Source organism: Acetobacter malorum, from assembly GCF_001580615.1.
Lineage (GTDB): Bacteria > Pseudomonadota > Alphaproteobacteria > Acetobacterales > Acetobacteraceae > Acetobacter > Acetobacter malorum.
This window is the reverse complement of record NZ_LHZC01000040.1, coordinates 21,077-39,554: the sequence shown is the minus strand read 5'-3', so window position 1 is coordinate 39,554 and position 18,478 is coordinate 21,077. Positions and strand designations below refer to the sequence as shown.

The 18,478-nt window shown below is 53.2% G+C and carries 14 protein-coding genes and 1 pseudogene; 6 read left to right on the top strand and 9 right to left on the bottom strand.

What is annotated here, in order from left to right; all coding sequences use genetic code 11:
* The first annotated feature begins 41 nt into the window (after positions 1 to 41).
* Positions 42 to 1,967, top strand: a complete 1,926-nt coding sequence (locus AD930_RS03960) for a CocE/NonD family hydrolase (RefSeq protein WP_061505216.1) — start codon at positions 42 to 44, stop codon at positions 1,965 to 1,967.
* 17 nt (positions 1,968 to 1,984) lie between these two features.
* Here the strand turns inward: AD930_RS03960 and AD930_RS03955 are convergent, their stop codons facing one another.
* Positions 1,985 to 2,719, bottom strand: a complete 735-nt coding sequence (locus AD930_RS03955; protein WP_061505215.1) for a M15 family metallopeptidase — start codon at positions 2,717 to 2,719, stop codon at positions 1,985 to 1,987.
* Positions 2,720 to 2,813: 94 nt separating this feature from the next.
* On the bottom strand, positions 2,814 to 3,452 hold the full coding sequence (locus AD930_RS03950) for a DUF1826 domain-containing protein (RefSeq protein WP_061505214.1): 639 nt from the start codon (positions 3,450 to 3,452) through the stop codon (positions 2,814 to 2,816).
* A 79-nt stretch (positions 3,453 to 3,531) separates the two neighbouring features.
* On the opposite strand from AD930_RS03950, the gene zigA reads away from it, so the two are divergent.
* Together zigA and AD930_RS03940 are read left to right on the top strand one after the other, a co-directional pair.
* Complete coding sequence (gene zigA, locus AD930_RS03945; RefSeq protein WP_061505213.1) at positions 3,532 to 4,761, top strand: zinc metallochaperone GTPase ZigA; 1,230 nt, start codon at positions 3,532 to 3,534, stop codon at positions 4,759 to 4,761.
* A complete protein-coding gene (locus AD930_RS03940) occupies positions 4,754 to 5,101 on the top strand; it encodes a DUF6525 family protein (protein WP_043551802.1) in 348 nt (115 codons plus the stop codon). The genes zigA and AD930_RS03940 overlap by 8 nt, the downstream gene beginning before the upstream one ends.
* On the opposite strand, the gene AD930_RS03935 is transcribed toward AD930_RS03940, so the two are convergent.
* The 4 genes from AD930_RS03935 to AD930_RS17350 all read right to left on the bottom strand — a co-directional run bounded on the left by AD930_RS03935 (position 5,086) and on the right by AD930_RS17350 (position 10,131).
* A complete protein-coding gene (locus tag AD930_RS03935; protein ID WP_061505212.1) occupies positions 5,086 to 6,225 on the bottom strand; it encodes an acetoin dehydrogenase dihydrolipoyllysine-residue acetyltransferase subunit in 1,140 nt (379 codons plus the stop codon). The two genes, AD930_RS03940 and AD930_RS03935, sit on opposite strands and share 16 nt — an antisense overlap.
* A 3-nt stretch (positions 6,226 to 6,228) precedes the next feature.
* Positions 6,229 to 7,257: an alpha-ketoacid dehydrogenase subunit beta gene (locus AD930_RS03930; RefSeq protein WP_043551798.1), complete on the bottom strand. Its 1,029-nt coding sequence runs from the start codon at positions 7,255 to 7,257 to the stop codon at positions 6,229 to 6,231.
* Between the two features lie 157 nt (positions 7,258 to 7,414).
* Entirely contained in the window at positions 7,415 to 8,380 is a 966-nt protein-coding gene (locus AD930_RS03925; protein ID WP_061491426.1) for a thiamine pyrophosphate-dependent dehydrogenase E1 component subunit alpha, read from the bottom strand.
* A 272-nt stretch (positions 8,381 to 8,652) separates the two neighbouring features.
* On the bottom strand, positions 8,653 to 10,131 hold the full coding sequence (locus AD930_RS17350; protein ID WP_167375139.1) for a glycosyltransferase family 61 protein: 1,479 nt from the start codon (positions 10,129 to 10,131) through the stop codon (positions 8,653 to 8,655).
* A gap of 443 nt (positions 10,132 to 10,574) precedes the next feature.
* On the opposite strand from AD930_RS17350, the pseudogene AD930_RS18265 reads away from it, so the two are divergent.
* Positions 10,575 to 11,234 (top strand): annotated as a pseudogene (locus AD930_RS18265) (transposase); the annotation flags it as partial.
* Between the two features lie 134 nt (positions 11,235 to 11,368).
* Here the strand turns inward: AD930_RS18265 and AD930_RS17690 are convergent.
* Positions 11,369 to 13,066: a hypothetical protein gene (locus AD930_RS17690; protein WP_156476847.1), complete on the bottom strand. Its 1,698-nt coding sequence runs from the start codon at positions 13,064 to 13,066 to the stop codon at positions 11,369 to 11,371.
* Between the two features lie 173 nt (positions 13,067 to 13,239).
* Between AD930_RS17690 and AD930_RS03910 the strand changes: the two genes are divergently transcribed.
* Entirely contained in the window at positions 13,240 to 14,469 is a 1,230-nt protein-coding gene (locus AD930_RS03910; RefSeq protein WP_061505243.1) for a putative DNA modification/repair radical SAM protein, read from the top strand.
* A gap of 16 nt (positions 14,470 to 14,485) precedes the next feature.
* Entirely contained in the window at positions 14,486 to 15,373 is an 888-nt protein-coding gene (locus AD930_RS03905; RefSeq protein ID WP_082781690.1) for a TIGR03915 family putative DNA repair protein, read from the top strand.
* Positions 15,374 to 15,452: 79 nt separating this feature from the next.
* On the opposite strand, the gene AD930_RS03900 is transcribed toward AD930_RS03905, so the two are convergent.
* Both AD930_RS03900 and proP read right to left on the bottom strand, forming a co-directional pair.
* Positions 15,453 to 16,850, bottom strand: a complete 1,398-nt coding sequence (locus AD930_RS03900; RefSeq protein WP_061505209.1) for an L-serine ammonia-lyase — start codon at positions 16,848 to 16,850, stop codon at positions 15,453 to 15,455.
* A gap of 35 nt (positions 16,851 to 16,885) precedes the next feature.
* Positions 16,886 to 18,340 carry a glycine betaine/L-proline transporter ProP gene (proP, locus tag AD930_RS03895; protein ID WP_061505208.1) on the bottom strand — a complete coding sequence of 485 codons (1,455 nt, stop codon included), beginning with the start codon at positions 18,338 to 18,340 and terminating at the stop codon, positions 16,886 to 16,888.
* Between the last annotated feature and the right edge of the window lie 138 nt (positions 18,341 to 18,478).

Sequence of the window (18,478 nt, the reverse complement as noted above, 5' to 3'; positions counted from 1 at the left end):
CATACAGGACACAGCCACAGTTGTTTACGGTCAGGGGACCCATGTTCAAGAATATTCTTCTGCTGCTCTGCATGACGGCACTTTCAACACCCGCCTTCGCGCAGGATCATGCGGCACAAAATGCTGACATCGCCCCTGACATGCCTGCAAAATTTACTGTGAATACAGACAAGTTTGACTTTATCCGCCGGGATGTAATGATCCCCATGCGTGATGGCGCCAAACTGCATACCGTCATCCTCATCCCCAAATCCGCCCATAACGCCCCTATCCTGCTGACCCGCACCCCCTATAACGCCACGCTCATGACCTCCAAGGCAGAAAGCGGCACCATGCGCTCCGTCTTGCAGGGCTACGATAACATGCCAGATGTTATTGCGGATGGTGGCTATATCCGCGTGGTTCAGGATGTGCGCGGCAAATATGGGTCCGAGGGGCAGTATGTGATGAACCGCCCCCTGATCGGGGCGCTGAACCACACAAAGGTGGACCACAGCACCGATACATGGGACACCATTGAATGGCTGGTCCATAATCTGCCCCAGAGCAACGGCAAGGTTGGCATTATCGGCGTCTCTTACGACGGCTATACTTCCCTCACTGCCCTGATTAACCCCCACCCGGCGCTGAAGGTGTCCGTCCCCATGAACCCGATGGTAGATGGCTGGATGGGCGATGACTGGTTCCATAACGGCGCCTTCCGTGAGGAAATGCTGTCCTATATCTACAATCAGGATGCCACGGCGAAAAAAACGGCCATCTGGTGGGGGAACCAGTATGACAATTACGATCTTTTCCTGAATTCCGTTTCCGCAGGCGCTCTGGGGAAAGAACGGGGCATGGAGCAGATCGGCTTTTTCCGCCAGCTTCTGGCGCACCCGGCGTATGATAGCTGGTGGCAGCAGCAGGCGATGGACCATGTGCTGGCCGACCTGCCGCTGAAGGTGCCAACGCTCCTCGTGCATAGCCTGTGGGATCAGGAAGATAATTACGGGGCCATTGCCCTTTATTATGCGCTCAAACAGAAGCAGGCAGACCAGCCCAACCTCTGGCTGGCTATGGGGCCGTGGAACCATGGCGGCGAGATCAAAGAAGCCAGCACGCTTGGCCCCATCAAACTTCCTTCCGATACGGGCCTGTATTTCCGCAAAAAAATTCTTGAACCCTTCCTGGCCCATTATCTGAAAGATGATGCCGTCGCCCTGCCGAAGCGCGTGTCCGCCTACCGCAGTGGCTCTGATGACTGGGAAACCAGAGAGGCTCTTCCCGCGTGGGATTGCACAAAAGACTGCACAACCCTGCATCTTACGGCCAAATATCAGCTGGCTGTAAACGGGGCGGCCGAGACCTCCGGCTCTGTCAGTTATCTGTCCGACCCGGCACACCCGGTGCCGTATGTGCAGCGTCCGGTCATTACCCGAGGGGCCGCAAATTCCGCATGGGATAACTGGCTTTCAACAGACCAGCGCAATGCGGCCTCGCGCCCGGATGTGGCAACCTTTACCACGCCCGTGCTGACGCAGCCGGTGGCACTCGACGGACAGCCGCTTGTGCATCTGACTGCCACAACAAGCGGCACGGATGGCGATTTTGTTGTGAAGCTGATTGACGTCTACCCGGATGAAGTGCCCGAACAGCGGGAACTGGGCGGCTATCAGCTGATGGTCAGCAGTGACATTCTGCGCGGGCGTTACCGTAAAAGCTTTGAACACCCCGAAGCTATTCCGGCCAATCAGTCTCAGCTTTACCAGTTCCGGCTGCCGATCATGAACCACACCTTCCTGCCCGGCCACCGCATTATGGTGCAGGTGCAGTCAAGCTGGTTCCCGCTGTATGACCGCAACCCGCAAACCTATGTCAGCTCCATTTTCACCGCACCGCCGGAAGCCTACAAACCTGCCACCATCACCATTGATACGGCAAAAAGCTGGCTTACGGTGCATACCGCAGCATCCGCCACACCGTAACACACGGCTCAACCCGGTTATTGAATGTCTTCAAACCTGATGTTCTGCACAGGGTATTTGTTCCAGTCCCTGTAATCAAAATGCCACCATTCAGCGGGGAGCTGTATAAAGCCTTCCTGCTGCATGGCGTCCCGCAGCAGATCCCGCGCCTTTTTCTGCTCTTCCGGCGCATCGGGATAGTTGGAATAGGAGCGGGGCGTCATTTCATCAAACCCGCTTGGCATGACAACCTGCTGCCCGGTCTTCAGGTCATATAAAGTCAGATCCACCGCACAGCCCCGGTTATGTCTGGAGCCCTGCGCGGGGTTGGCGACAAACTGGTGTTTGTCCGCAGGCGTTGCGTCCCAGAACAGTTTGGTAATAAACCACGGGCGATAGGCATCAAAAATCAGAAGACCATAGCCTTTTGTTTTTAAATATTCCGAGGCTCTGGCGAGCGCTTCCGCCGCAGGTTTTTCTAAAAAGGCGTGGGATGAGGAATAAACCGGCGTGCTGAGAAAATTCTCTGTCGTGGCATAGCGGATATCAAATTTGAAATCCGGTGTGAGTGTTGCAAGATCAACCAGATCCGGCGCACGCACTATCTTATCCTGCGCCGGGGGTGAGGCCGCAAGCGCCTCATGCATCAAAACATCGAGGGGTTTAACCGGCGTAATCCGAAAGACCATCGCAGCCTTGTCCTCCTGCGCACCCCAGGCAACTAGAGGGTGCATGACCAGAACCGCAAGAAAAAAGAGCTTTGATTTCTGCATGGCCGTTTCTTCAAGGGTTCATGATGAAAAACAAACTCTACCTTTTCACGCCGTTAAACGGAAGCTCTCACACTCCTTTCCCGCACGCGCACGCCTAAGAGTGCGCCACTTCCTTCCGCACGATCCGCCGCTGATCATCTGACATCCCGCAGGCCTGTGGGGCATCCAGCGTCAGCAACAGGCGTGTGACGGGTTTTGCCAGCGCAGAAAGCGGCGGCGAACGATGCTGCACCGCCCCCTCCGGCTGCCAGCCCGGATAACAACCGCCCTTAAGTAACGCCACAGCGCCTGCGTCCGCCTGATACACGGGGGCCTCTTCTCCCAGATCCGCCACACGCCACTGCACGCCCGGCCCTACATAGGTGCACAACAGGCGCAGCACGACATGATCCACATGGAAACGGCGACAACTATCATGCGTAATCCGCTCCAGCCGGAAGCGCACGGCGTCCATCCCTGTCGCCGCGCAATAGCCGTCCACCAGCCCCAGCGCATCCTCCAGCAAGGCCCGTGTTGCGGGCGTAAAAACCGGCGCAAGCTCCTGCGCCAGCTCGTCCGGGGTGCCTGCTGTCAGGATCAGGGAAGGTCCCTCTTCAAGATAGGTCTGCGCCGCGTTTTCCAGATCCTGCCCCAGAGCACGGTCTGCGACCGCGATATGGCACGTGGACTGCTCAATGGCCTGAAACGCAGCGTCTGGCGTGGGATAATGGAAGGATAAGGGCGTGTGCGGCATGGGGTTTCGCTTTATCGTGACGTTATGATATAACGTATCATATACGACATCGGAACCGCAATCCGAAGGAAAGAGCACCATGCCAAACCGGCTTCCTGTTACCGTTCTCTCCGGCTTTCTGGGAGCCGGAAAAACCACGGTCCTCAACCATATTCTGAACAATCGGGAAGGCCGCCGCGTGGCCGTGATTGTGAATGATATGAGCGACGTGAATATTGATGCCGATCTGGTGCGTGAGGGCTCGGACCTCTCCCGCACGGATGAAAAGCTGGTGGAAATGAGCAACGGCTGCATCTGCTGCACCCTGCGCGATGACCTGCTGACAGAAGTGCGACGGCTGGCGGATGAAGGCCGGTTTGATTATCTGCTGATTGAATCAACCGGCATTGCCGAACCCCTGCCCGTCGCCGCTACATTCTCCTTCCGGGATGAGGACGGCCAGAGCCTGCTGGATATTGCCCGGCTGGATACCATGGTCACGGTGGTGGATGCGGTTAATCTGCTGAAAGACTATGCCTCCACAGACTTCTTAAAAGACCGGGGCGAAACCGCAGGGGATGCGGATGACCGCGCACTGGTGGACCTGCTGGTGGAGCAGATTGAGTTTGCGGATGTCGTCATTCTCAACAAGGTGTCCACCGCCACGCCGGAGCAGCGGGAGGCCGCAAAACAGATTATCCGTGCCCTCAACCCGGATGCCGATCTGATTGAAACCGATATGGGCATCGTGCCGCTGGACCGCGTGCTGAACACCCATCGGTTTGACCATGACAAAGCCGAACAGCACCCGCTCTGGTATAAAGAACTTTATGGTGCCGCGGAGCATGTGCCGGAGACGGAAGAATACGGCATCAGCAGCTTTGTCTATCGCGCGCGCAGACCGTTTATTCCCGAAAAATTCAAAGCGTTTATTGATACGTCGTGGCCCGGCGTGGTGCGCGCCAAAGGGCATTTCTGGCTGGCAACGCGCCCGGAATGGGTGGGCGAACTCGGGCAGGCTGGCGCACTGGTCCGCACGCAGGCCATGGGTCTGTGGTGGTGCGTGATCCCCACTCAGCACTGGCCGGAGGATGATGACTGGAAAGCCATGCTGGTCGGGAAATGGGACCCGGTTTACGGGGACCGCAGGCAGGAAATTGTCTTTATCGGCACACCGGAAATGGATGAGGCCGCCCTGCGTGCCGCTCTGGATGCCTGTCTTGCCCCGCAGGATACGGACCGTTTCCAGCCAGAACTATACGCCAATCTGCCCGACCCCTTCCCCGCATGGCGGCACCGCCAGCCGGAAGAGGAAGACGCCTATGCCTAAGGCCGAAACCTCTAACGAGCGCACACTGCGAGATGAGATGTGGCGGCGCTATACGGGGGATGACTGGCAGGCGTTTGACCAGCTCCCCACGTTAGTCCGCCAGCGCGTGGCGGAACACGCGTATGATGCGTGGTCCGTCAACGTGCTGATTTTGTGGAAGCACTATAAACGCACCTATGGCAACACGCTCCGCGGCCAGCGCGCGTTAATCCGGTATCTGGATTATTGTGAACGGCTGGAGCGGGAAGCCTTTGCCACCCACTACGCAGACCAGTACGGCACCCTGCTCCCGCACGATGCCGCACATGTCAGTATTCTGAGAGGTCAGGCCGTCACCTGAGCCTTCTCTAAAAACGCCTCAACCAGCCTGTTGAATTCAACAGTTTTTTCAAGCTGAGGCATGTGGCCTATCTGCGGCAGAAGATGCTTTACCACATGGTCGGGCGCATTTTTTGCCCCGGCTACCGGCAGCACTTCATCCTCTTCACCCCAGAAGAGTGTGACAGGAATACGCGCAGCATCCAGCACCGGGCGCAGGTCAATTGACTGCTGCCCGTTGGCAAAACAGGCGGCTTCGATGGTGCGCAGAGCCTCCCGTGCGCCATCCAGACGGCGGACACGCAACACGTTATCCGCCATTCTGCGGCCAACCAGAGATTTATCATGCACCAGAGCCTGCAAGGCTTTTTGCATATCGCGCGTGCGGTCGGCTTCCACCATCTCCCGCAGGCTTTCCGCGTTAACCTCCCGCTCCAGCCCGGCTGGTGCGACGAGTGTGAGCGTCAGCACGGCGTCCGGATAATCCCGCAGCAGAGCCAGCGCAATCGCCCCGCCCAGTGAGTGGCCCAGAATGTGCGCTTTCGGAATATCCAGCGCCTTCAGCAGCTCATACGCAGCCTCGGCCAGAACCGTAACGGACCCATCGCCAACATCCTTGGATGATGCCCCATGCCCCGGCAGGTCAAACGCAATCACACGCTGATGGCGGGCCAGAACATCCTGATTCAGCATCCAGTTGCTCAGGTCACCCCCAAACCCGTGGATCAGCAGGACAGGTGCGCCCGCGCCCCGTCCAACATCACGCACATTCAGGCTATGCTCACCGACCGTAATCACACGCGGGTCCGCATTGGCGGCCTCAGCCTCCCCTCCGCCTTCTTCGGCGGTGTCGGCCGTAAAGCTGGCAATAAATGCGTCAATCTCTTCGTCTGAGGCCTCCGCATCCGCCACTACGCCCAGCAGCGCGCCAACCGGCAGCGTCTCGCCTGCCTGTGCAACCTGTTTGCGCAAAATACCAGAGGCCGGGCTTTCATACCCGCTGGTGATTTTGCTGGTTTCAATATCCGCCACTTCATCCCCTTCCCGCACGGCATCACCGGGGGAGAGGGTCCAGGAGGCGAGCTTGCCCTCTGTCATGGCCAGACCGAATTTGGGCATCGTCAGGGCTGTCAGGTTCTTTGTCATCGTTCAGGCAACCTCACGTGTTTTCTGCATCATGACGGCTTTGACCGCCGCTTCAATCTTATCCGCATTGGGCATGTAGAGGTTTTCCAGCGGGGTGGAGAACGGCACCGGCGTATGCGGCGGCACCACGCGGCGGATGGGGGCTTTCAGCGCGCCAAAAGCCTGCTCGGCTACAAGGGCGGAAATATCGCATGCCATGTTACAGCGCGGGCTGGATTCATCCACAATAACAAGACGGCCCGTATCTTCCACACATTCCAGAATGGTCTGCTCATCCAGCGGGAACGTGGTACGCGGGTCCAGCACGGTACAGGAAATACCCTGTTTTGCCAGACGGTCTGCTGCCTCATTCGCCATGCCCACCATGCGGCCAATGGCGACAATGGTGACATCATCGCCTTCCCGCGTCAGGTTGGCTTCCCCAAACGGGATGGTATAGGCCTCGTCCGGCACTTCCTCGATGTCATCATACATGACCTTGTTTTCAAGGAAGATCACCGGGTCATCATCACGGATCGCTTCAATCAGCAGGCCTTTGGCTTCGTAGGGAGAAGACGGCACCACAACCTTCAGGCCCGGAATATGCGTAAAGAGCGGATACAGCGCCTGACTATGCTGTGCCGCCGCGTTAAACCCGGCCCCATACATGGCGCGGATGACCAGCGGCGTACGCGCCTTGCCGCCAAACATATAACGGAACTTTGCGGCCTGATTCATGATCTGATCGAGACAACAGCCGACAAAATCAACAAACATCAGTTCCGCCACCGGGCGCAGGCCCGTCGCCGCAGCGCCCGCCGCTGCTCCGATATAGGAGGCTTCGGAAATCGGGGTGTCCAGCACACGGCTTTCCCCAAATTCGGTCAGCAGGCCTTTGGTCACACCCAGCACGCCGCCCCAGGCATCTTTCACGCCGGAGGAACCACCCTGGCCACCGGCCACATCTTCACCCATCAGCACAACCGTAGGGTCACGCCGCATTTCCTGACGCAGGGCTTCATTAATCGCCTGACGAAAGCTCTTCTTGCTCATTGGTCTTTCCCCTCCGGGCCTGTTGCGCATTCTGCAAAACGTGGGATCAGAAGTACGGTCACAACGCCCGCTGACCTTCGTTTACCTGCACAAACCGGCTCGTTTTTTCCCAAATACGTTGAGGGCAACAGGCGGGATGCCCTCGCCCGAAATCTCATCAGATTTTGACGTACACATCCGCCATAAGGTCGGCTTCTTCCGGCCAGGGCGCCTGTTTGGCGGCCTGCACGGCGCTTTCAATCTCATCCGCTACGGCGGCATCAATCTCATCCAGCGCACTGAGATCCAGCAGCTTTTCCTGCCCGGCCCGTTCACGGAAACTTTCAAGGCAGTCATGGTCTTTCTTGGCATCGGCCACTTCATTAGGAGCGCGATAGCTCATGGCATCGCCTTCAAAATGCCCATACCACCGCTGCAGATGCACATGCAGCATCACCGGGCCTTTGCCGGAGCGGGCGTGGTCAATGGCATCCCGCGCGGCATCATGCACGGCAAAGAAGTCCGAGCCATCACACTCCATATACGGCATGCCAAAGCCAGCAGCGCGGTCCTTCTGGGTGCCCGCACAGGCGTAGGACGCGCCAGTGGCTTCGCCGTAGCCGTTATCTTCCACCACAAACACGGCGGGCAGATGCCAGACAGTGGCCAGGTTGAGGCTTTCCAGCGTTGTGCCTTCATTCGAGGCCCCATCACCATAAAAAGCCACGGCCACGCCGTTATCTTTCAGAACCTTGTGGGACAGAGCGGCTCCGCAGATCAGCGGCGGTCCACCGCCCACAATGCCGTTTGCGCCCAGCATCCCTTTGGAGAGATCGGCAATATGCATGGAGCCGCCCTTGCCCCGGCACACGCCGGTTTTGCGGCCATAAATTTCAGCCATCATGCCGCCCACATCCACACCCTTGGCAATGCAATGCCCGTGGCCACGATGGGTGCTGGCAATGGTGTCCTGCTCTGTCAGATTAGCGCAGACCCCAACGGCGGAGGCTTCCTCCCCGCAATAGAGATGCACAAAGCCCGGGATTTCCCCGGTTGCAAATTCACGATGCAGGCGCTCTTCAAACGCCCGGATGGTGCGCATGGCACGGTAGGACCGCAGCAGGGTCTCTCTGGAAATCTGCATAGACCACGTCCTTTTTTCTTTTTGTGTGGCTGACCGAAGAAAGCCTGCTCACAACGCCCAGACCTTTGGTGTGTTGCATTGATTAATGACATTCACGAATATGTGAATTTCTCATATTTTATATCTAAAATTTTATTACTATAAAAATAAATACAAATATTTGTTTATGATTAATAATCAAATTTCTAGTTTTTATGAAGATGATCAGCGGTGTTGGGACATTAAATAAATACCCTATACACCGCAGATACATTATAGAATTTTAATTTATATTATAACATTTTCATTGCTTGCAAGGCAGAATTTGCCTGCCAAGGAGACTTATCTAGCGTATCAGAATCCAACATATAATAATCATGCCCCCGTGCTGCGGAAGCCATGTAAAAGCAGGGTCTATAACCGTTCTCAACCCCATCCAGCTTTTTATTGATTTCAAGAACTTTCAAACAGCCTGGATTAAATAATATATTTGTCAAACCAGCACCATGAGGTGAAATAAATTGCTCAGCATATTTTGAAATACTTATTTGTTGCTGCAAATCCATATTTTCAAAGCTAGTCTGCACAAAATTATGTGAACCGGCGGCTTCAGCTATAGCAGAATTGGCTATACCAGAAGTACGGGCATTAACATTTTTGCCTCTCGCAATGTAGACTTTTTTTCCAATACTATCAGAACGGCGTGCATGTCGCGCCATTGCATTGTAAAGCGATGTCAATCCATCTGAAAACATTATAGCCCATGCATGAGACGGATCAATCATTAAAAAATGTAGTTTTTTGACTTTGTAAGCTCCTTTTGGTAATAATCTTAAGTTTTTGTTCAAACCACTAAATTCAAAAGCTTGGTCACGGACCTTATTACTATATGCTGACCAATGCTCATTTTGTTTATCACAGTCCGGAAAAACAATAGGAATATTATCTCCAAGAAAAATTTTTGCCATATATGATTTTGCAAGAGAAAAATTTAAAAAATGAAAATAATTCCCCCAAAAAAAATCAAACCCAATAAATGCTTCATCTAATTCCGATAGAACATCAATATCTACAGGAGTGTTTTCATTGACACCAAGACCTGGATGTTTATTGAATAAGGTTGTGTATTCTACAGGATGGAAATCCTCTGTAAATATTGCACCATCAAGCCCATTCCCAACGAAAAAATAACCATTTTTTATTGTACACATATGTACTCTTAATTTGTTACTGGAATAATATATGCCATTCTTGCTCAAACCTTCCTTTGATAATGATTTATCCAAATCCTCAAAAGATTGATCTGCAAAACTTTTGTGGGGTTTCTGACATAAAAATGGATCCTTTTCCTCTAATAAATGACACGAATGTAAATGTGATAGTGTTCCTTGCAGATTAATACTTTTTTTAACAGATTTAATTTTTAGTTCTTTTTTTAAATAATTGATCCTAAGATTCTCATATTTTTGAAAAATAAATTTTGGTGTTTCAAGCAAATACAATCTCATTGACTTATTAGCCCAATGATTGGCATAAAGTATAAAACCTGAAACCTCATCACCAGAAAGAGTAAATGATAAAATTTTTCCATCTTCATCACTGAGATGAATTTTATCTTCTTCTATGTTCCAATATTTTTCTCCTATAAGAGAATCTGTTCTTATGCTTCCATCTTCCTTAAAATGTAATTCTCTCGCAAATTCTTCACCACCACAGCAGCCAAACTGCCATACAGATTCTATAATTCTTGATCGATCTATTTTTTTTTTCATATCATTCTTTGGAGATATATTCATAATACTAACTACCCCACTTTTTATTGTAAAAAAGGATTCTAGACGCTTTTGTTATATATAGGATATCACAAAAATGGGGAAGTTATAGATATCAGAAATTCAAATAGATTATGTAATAGAGTAAATAGCGTTTACTGGTTAGTTAAAATAGTTTTCTAGGATATTACATTTTGATATTCTAGCCTAACATCAAGAGTTTGCCTAGGATTTTGGACAAGCGATTAAGTTATAATTCGATCTGAAAGATTGCGGAAAAATGGTGTTCAAGTAGTTCAAATCGCAAGCGGCTCTAGAAGCGATCCGTGGCAAACTGGTACTGGCTTCAAAACAGTGCTTGAATCAGACGATGACCGCCCCATGAAAATGGTAGCTGATCGAGGGTATGGTGGGGATTTTTACGCGTCCCCTCTGTATGGCCGATTACGGGGCATCTTGGGTGCCTGTGTCACGAAACCCGCGACAAACGGACCCGCAGACTCATGGCCAAGATGGTGCCACGGGCAATCTACCAGAAGCTGCGCACCACGGTGCGTATCCTGAACATTGGAAATATCCTTATATGCTGGGTGATCTAGCAATCGACCAGCCCAACCAAATCTGGTGTTCTAATATCGCTTACATCCCCGCGAGGTGAGACTTCTTCAATATCGTGGCTATCATGGACTGGGCAACGCGCAGAGTTCTGGCCTGGCGCCTGTCGAACGGGATGGATGCCAAGTTCTACATCGATGCGCTACGCGCTCACCGGATATCTTCAATACCAACCAGAGCTCGCAGTTCACGATGCCTCACTTCACCGAAATATTGGAGTTACGGCAGATCTGCATCCGCATGGGAGGCCGCAGGCGGGGCAACGTTTTCATCGAGCGTCTCTAACGGTCACTGAAATACGATGCGTCTACCTGTATGCTTTTGAGACCGGTTCAGATCTCAGTCCGAGCTTCGCGAAGTGGATCGCCCATTACAGCGGGCAGCGTCCGCATACAGCACTGGGTAGACGCACGCCCGATGAGCGCGTACTTATTATACCGTGCCAACGTCATCTGGCCCGCAGCAATGCCGTCAGAATGATGGCATGACATCCATCGGATATAACTTATTCACTCCCTAAAACTGCCCGAACAACCGGATCTACCTCTTCAAAAAAAATCATAATTTTCTTTCAGCGGACCTAAAACCGAAATCTTTCGGATAATATTTTAATAGAATTAATTTATAATTCTCCACTCACTACGATTTTTAACCATTTTCCTTTTGTAAAAATAACAGGAATTTTATCTGTTTTATCAAAAATAATTTCTCCATCTTCAGAATTTTTAATATTTTTTATCTCTTCTCTTGTTGCACTGTTCAAAACAATACCTCCGTCATCTTTTACCTTTAAGACAGATTGTTTATTGATTTTATAAGAAAGCGATTTCTCATGAGAGTCATAACCAAGGATATGTAAATTTTGTGTTTCCAGGTTAGCATGCGCTGTGAAATCGATATATGTATCTGGTTTTGTTCTTAAGACAGTCTGATATTCTGAATTTTTATAAAATTTAGCTTCTGAAAAATCCATTATAGCATTATAAAAAATAGCATTACTTGATAAAAATGTTCCGTATTTAATATCCTGGTTATCGGTCTGACTGAGCCTTATAACATTGCTAATTTCAAGTCCTATAAGAGAATTAAAAGACCACTCAACTTCTCCATCATACAATGGCTTGTCATGCTTTTTTTTATAATCCTCGCAACTTTCCAACAATTTTCCTTTAGAATCTAGAAGTGTCGCATGAGCAGTGTTGCTGTTAGGAAAGCGCGGGTCACATCCAACAACAACAAAATTTATATCCCAATCTGGCTTTTTCTTACCAGATATCCCTTCTTTTGTTGCGATAAACGAATAGTCTATACCATTTACAGAAACACTAATTGCCTCTCCAAGTTTATAGGCATGTTCAGGCTGCCATTGTCTATTTACCCCACCTCCAGTCAACCATGCCGAAAACAACAACCCGGTACGATATCCGCATGAGGGATTGTAATAAGAACATTTTTCTTCAGGTCCGAATCCGGATAGATCCCACTCCTGCACCCATTCACGGGTATCTGACGCATCATTCAATGCTTTATCAGTTGAATGAATGGGCGTATTTCCCAATTCATTTAGTTGATTAATGGAGTTCCATACCCAATTAGTACCATACCTATTCATAAAATTATAACTATTAATATCAAAGCCACCATATCCAGACCGCCCCATAGAACGCATAATATTTTCTAAATTAAGCGTGTCTCCTGAAGCCCGTGGATTATTGGGGGGATATCCTAAGGATTCACCGCTATGGCCCATCAACACCAGATTTCTATGATCCGGTCTTTGCCCTGGAGGAGAGGTATGGTTATTATAATATTCCAACCACACATTTGGAACTATAGCTTTATCATTATTTGAAACTGATTTTTTATATGACAAAACTCCATTTTTATCAAATTGTATTTTTGGATAACCATCTATATTATCGAAATCAGATTGATTTTTTAGATCATTATTGAAATTTATCAGCAAATCAGTTTTCCCGCTTGTTCCCTGTGGAGAGTAACCAGATGGAAGAGTAGCGTTTCTTACATATGGGATAGATAAAATACTCCCTGAATTTATAGAAGAAAATATAGCATCAAGAGTTGCTTTATCATTATCACTACCATCAAATTTAATACCATAATTTTGCAAATTAACGTATGAAGGGAAAAGCTCACCCTCTCCTTTTGCCCATGCAGGCGATGCTGCCATAACCATAAGAAAAAAAAGAATATGTTGGGATTTTTTCATAACTAAGCAACTTTCTTTTGACGCAAAATTCATTTCAATCATTGGGAATTTATCATACTGATAAGAAAATACAAAAAATACACCTCTCATTTTACTATGCTGAAAAATATATTTAATTTCTATCTATACGATTTCTCATACTCAGAAAATACTGAGTGCTTTACGTCATTTGGAGAAACCCAAACCACAAATATCTTACATTTTTTATGTGCAGCTAAAGAGATCTCTTGCAATACCCCACACAAGAACATAACATGAACACCATGAAGCAAAGCTTGTCTGACCGTCTGGCCCTGCTCTCCGATGCCGCCAAATATGATGCCTCGTGCTCCTCCAGCGGCGCAGGCAAACGGGATTCTGCGGCCACCAAAGGGCTGGGGTCCGTCAGCAACGGGATCTGCCATGCCTTCACCCCGGATGGCCGCTGCATTTCCCTGCTGAAAATCCTGCTGACCAACTTCTGCATTTATGACTGCGCGTATTGCATCAACCGATCCTCCTCCAACGTGCCGCGCGCGCGGTTTACGCCTGATGAGGTCATCTGGCTGACGCTGGAATTCTACCGCCGGAACTATATCGAGGGGCTGTTCCTCTCCTCCGGCATCATCCGCACGTCAGATGACACCATGAGCCAGATGGTGCGCGTGGCGCGGGAATTGCGCCAGACGCACAAGTTCCGCGGCTATATCCACCTCAAGACCATTCCCAACGCCTCCCCCGCTTTGCTGGCGGAAGCCGGGCTGTATGCGGACAGGCTCTCCATCAATGTGGAAATGCCGACCGAGCGCGGGCTGGCCGACTACGCCCCGCAAAAACATGCGGGCGAAATCCGCCACTCCATGGGCGAGATGCGCACGCATATCGACGCCGCAAAAGACCGCACGCTCACGGGCCGCAAAGCCCCGCGTTTTGCCCCCGGCGGCCAGAGCACACAGATGATTGTCGGGGCCGATCAGGCAACGGACCGCGATATTCTCTCCAGCAGTTCCTCGCTTTACACCGGCTACAAATTACGGCGCGTGTACTACTCGGCGTTCAGCCCCATTCCGGATGCCTCGGCCATTCTGCCTGTCAAAGCCCCGCCGCTGTTGCGTGAGCATCGGCTGTATCAGGCTGACTGGCTTTTCCGCTTCTACGGCTTCCAGTTTTCTGAAATCACGGCAAGCCGCCCCGATGGGATGCTGGACCTTGAACTTGACCCTAAGCTCGCCTGGGCACTGGCCAACCGCGCCATGTTCCCCATCGACCTCAACCGCGCGCCGAAGGAAATGTTGCTCCGGGTGCCGGGCTTAGGCGTGCGCTCCGTGCAGGCCATTGTGGCTGCCCGCCGCCACCGGCAGTTGCGGCTGGAAGACCTCGCAAAGCTGAAAGTCTCCATCCGCAAGATCAAACCCTTCCTCTACGCCACCGGCTGGTCCCCCGGCAGGCTGGCGGAACAGCAGAACCTCCGGCAGCTTTTTGTGCCGCAGCCTCAGCAACTTGCTCTTTTCTGAAACGCGTTTTCTGATCATGGCCTACGGTTTTATCCTCGACGACCACACCTCTTTTTCCGCATGGCGGCCACTGGCGCGCCAGTGCTTTCTGGCCGACCGCGCGCCGGAGGAAATTGAATGGCGCTGTGCCTCGGCAGAAACCACGCTGTTTGATACGCCGCTGGTCGCCCCCACACCCAAAAACGGGGCAGAGCCGCCAGTTTTACGGAGCAAGTGCCTTGCTCTGCTGCGCTCCATTCTGCGCCATGCGGACCAGACGCGCTTTGCCCTTGCCTACCGCATTCTCTGGCGCGCGCAGACGGAACCGGCCCTCGCCAGCATCGCCACAGATCCGGACATTGCCCGCGCCCTGAACATGCACAAACAGGTGCGGCAGGATACACATAAAATGACGGCGTATGTGCGCTTCCGCGAACATGGCGTTGCACAAAATGGCCGCCGGTCCTTTTACGCATGGTTTGAGCCAGACCATTACGTGCTGCCCAGTGTGGCCCCGTTTTTCTCAAAGCGGTTTGTGGATATGGACTGGGTGATCCTCACCCCAAAAGGCTCTCTGGCATGGAATGGTGAGACCTGCGCCTTCAGCCCCACGCCCTGCGCCAAACCCAAATTGTCAGATGATATCGACCAGCTCTGGCAGACCTATTACGTCTCGACCTTCAACCCCGCGCGTATCAAGACCAAAGCCATGCTGTCTGAAATGCCGCGCAAATACTGGAAAAACCTGCCGGAAACGCAGCTTATCCCACAAATGCTGGCCGATGCCCCCGCCCGCGTTGCTGCCATGGCCGCGCAACAACCCCGCCCGGCCCCGGCGTTTCATCATCGCTTGCAGCAGCGCCACGCCTCTGCCGAGGAGGCACCGGCTCTCGTGCAGAAAACGCAGCTCGGTTCCGGCACATAGCGGCCAGACGGTTCCGGGCATACCGGTTATTCAAACACGCCCGCATCTGCATTGTGCGGGCCGTGTGGACACACTTTGCTCAGCACTCGGGGAAATTCATCGCCAGTCCACCGAGTGAGGTTTCCTTATAGCGGTGGTTCATATCCCGGCCGGTTTCGGCCATGGTCTGCACGACCTGATCGAGCGAGACGCGGTGTTCTCCATCACCGCACAAGGCGAGTGAGGCCGCGTTAATCGCCTTGATCGCACCAAAGGCGTTGCGCTCAATACACGGGATCTGCACCAGCCCGGCCACCGGGTCACACGTCATGCCCAGATGGTGTTCCATGGCAATTTCTGCCGCGTTTTCCACCTGCGCGGGCGTGGCCCCCAGCACGGCGGCCAGCCCCGCCGCCGCCATGGAGGACGCAACGCCCACTTCCCCCTGGCACCCCACTTCCGCGCCGGAAATGGAGGCATTCAGCTTGAACAGGCTACCCATGGCCGACGCCGTCAGCAGGAAGTCCCGCATCCCCTCCACGGAGGCCCCCGGGCAATAATCCCGATAGTAGCGTAGCACCGCAGGCACCACGCCTGCCGCTCCGTTAGTGGGGGCTGTCACCACGCGCCCTCCGGCGGCATTTTCCTCATTCACCGCAATGGCGAACAGGCTGACCCAATCCATAATTTCATGCGGCAGACTGCTGTTGCGCCGGTCCTTGTCTTTCAGCCGCGCGTACAAAGCATGCGCCCGCCGCTGCACGTGCAACTTACCGGGCAGGATACCGGCCTGCGCCACGCCCCGCTCAATGCAGTGCATCATGACATGGACAATATGGTCCAGATGCGCCCTCACCTCAGCGGCGTGACGGAGGGCGCTTTCATTTTCAAACACCAGTTGCGCAATGCTCAGTCCGGTTTTCTGCGTCAGGGCCAGAAGGTCCGCGCCGGAACGGAAGTCATGCGGCACATCCGGCAGAGCGTAGGAACTGCTCTCCGCGGCCTCTTCCGAGGTAATAAAGCCGCCCCCTACCGAGCAGAACCGCGCCTTGAGCAGCAACGCTCCCGTCTGGTCAAACGCTTCAAACTGGAGGGTATTGGGGTGCTTGGGCGGCTGGGTTTCTTTATCGAGGATGATATCCATCTCGGGCTGAAACCGGATAGGTGCTGCCCCGTCCCGCGCGGGCAGGCAGCCCTCCGCCCGGACATGGGCCACCATGGCATCCGTCTGGTCGGGCCGGACTGTTTCCGGGTGTTCACCACACAGCCCCAGAATAACGGCCTTGTCAGTCGCATGGCCGGTGGCTGTCCAGGCCAGAGAGCCATAGAGCGTCACCCGGATATGCGCCACCGGCGCTGGGCCAGGCTCGTCCGGTGCTCCTTCAGCTTCCAGCCCGGCACAGGCTTCTACAAAACGCAGCGCCGCCCGCATTGGCCCCACTGTGTGGGATGAGGACGGCCCGATACCAACTTTGAAAATATCAAAAAGACTGATCATACCGCGCTCTGCTCTTTCTTTTGCCAGACGCTGCCTCAGGGCACAGACGGCGGCGTGGGGTCTACTGTCAGGCGTTGCTTGCCGTTCATCAGCCGCTCGGCCTCATCATCACTCCCCACAGCGGGGGGAGAGCCGCGCAGCGGCAGGCGGGCTGTCTCTCGCACTGTCAGCATGGTGAGCGCGCCAATCAATGCGGCCCCCATCAGATACCATGCGGGCATATCCAGCATGCCGGTCCGCTTCACCAGCCAGGCTGTCACCAGCGGCGTGGTGCCGCCGAACAGCGAAACGGAGACGTTAAACGCCACTGAAAGCGCTGTGTAACGCACCGGCGTGTAAAACAGAGCCGGCAGTGTGGACGGCATGGAGCTGGTAAAACAGACCAGCGCCAGCCCCAGCAACATCAGGCCACCAAAAATCTCGATATCATTCCCGCTGCGGATAAGATGCAGGCTGGGAATAGCCAGTACCACCAGCGCCACACAGGCACTGATAACCATCGGGCGGCGGCCCAGACGGTCACTGAAATAGCCGCCCAGAATATTCAGCGGCATCATCAGCACCATCACCAGAATGATGAGCAGCAGCCCTTTGCTTTCCGGGTAGTTCAGCGTGACCGTCATATAGCTGGGGATGTAGGTCAGCAGCATATAGTCGGTCACGTTAAAGACCAGCACCAGCCCAATACATTTGAGCAACTGCCGCCAGTGGACCGTCAGCAGGTCCCGCCAGCCCGGCTTTTCATGCTCACGCTTTTCAGCTTCCGCCGCATAGGCCTGAAAGGCCGGGGTTTCTTCCAGCCGGGTGCGCATATAAAGACCAATCAAGCCCAGCGGTCCGGCAATCAGGAAGGGGATGCGCCAGCCCCAGCTGACCATATCGGCATCGTTCAGCGTGAATTGGAGCGCCATCACCGCCCCGGCCCCGGCAATGTAGCCCGCCAGCGTGCCGAATTCGAGCCAGCTGCCCATCAGGCCGCGATTTCGGTCCGTGGAATACTCAGCAATAAAGGTCGCCGCCCCGCCATATTCCCCGCCGGTGGAAAAACCCTGCACCAGACGCGCCAGCAGCAGCAGGATGGGCGACCACACGCCAATCTGCCCATAAGACGGAATAAGCCCGATGCAGAACGTACCCAGCGCCATCATAATCATGGTGACAGCCAGCAGCTTCTGCCGCCCGTAACGGTCCCCCATCGGGCCGAACACAGCCCCGCCAATGGGGCGGACCAGAAAGGCCACCGTGAACGTCGCAAAGGTGGCAATCAGCTGAAGGGTTGGGTCTGACGAGGGGAAGAACACCTTCCCCAGGGTGACGGCAATATAACCGTACACACCAAAGTCGAACCATTCCATGGCGTTGCCCAGCGCAGCAGCCCCCACGGCCCGCTTGAGCATATCGGTATCGACAACCGTAATATCGTCGGTCGTCAGGTGTTTTCGGCGTTTAAACCAGCCGAAATGCGCGTGAGAGTCGTGCTGGTCGCTCATGAGAAACAAACCCCTCCGCCTGTTTGCAGGTCTTGTTTGCGAGGGAATTTTAGGGTGAATCTGTCACTATCGTCCTGTGTCATGCCCGTATGAATACACAGCCATGCGTGGCATGTCGAAAAAAAGGGATAACGCGAT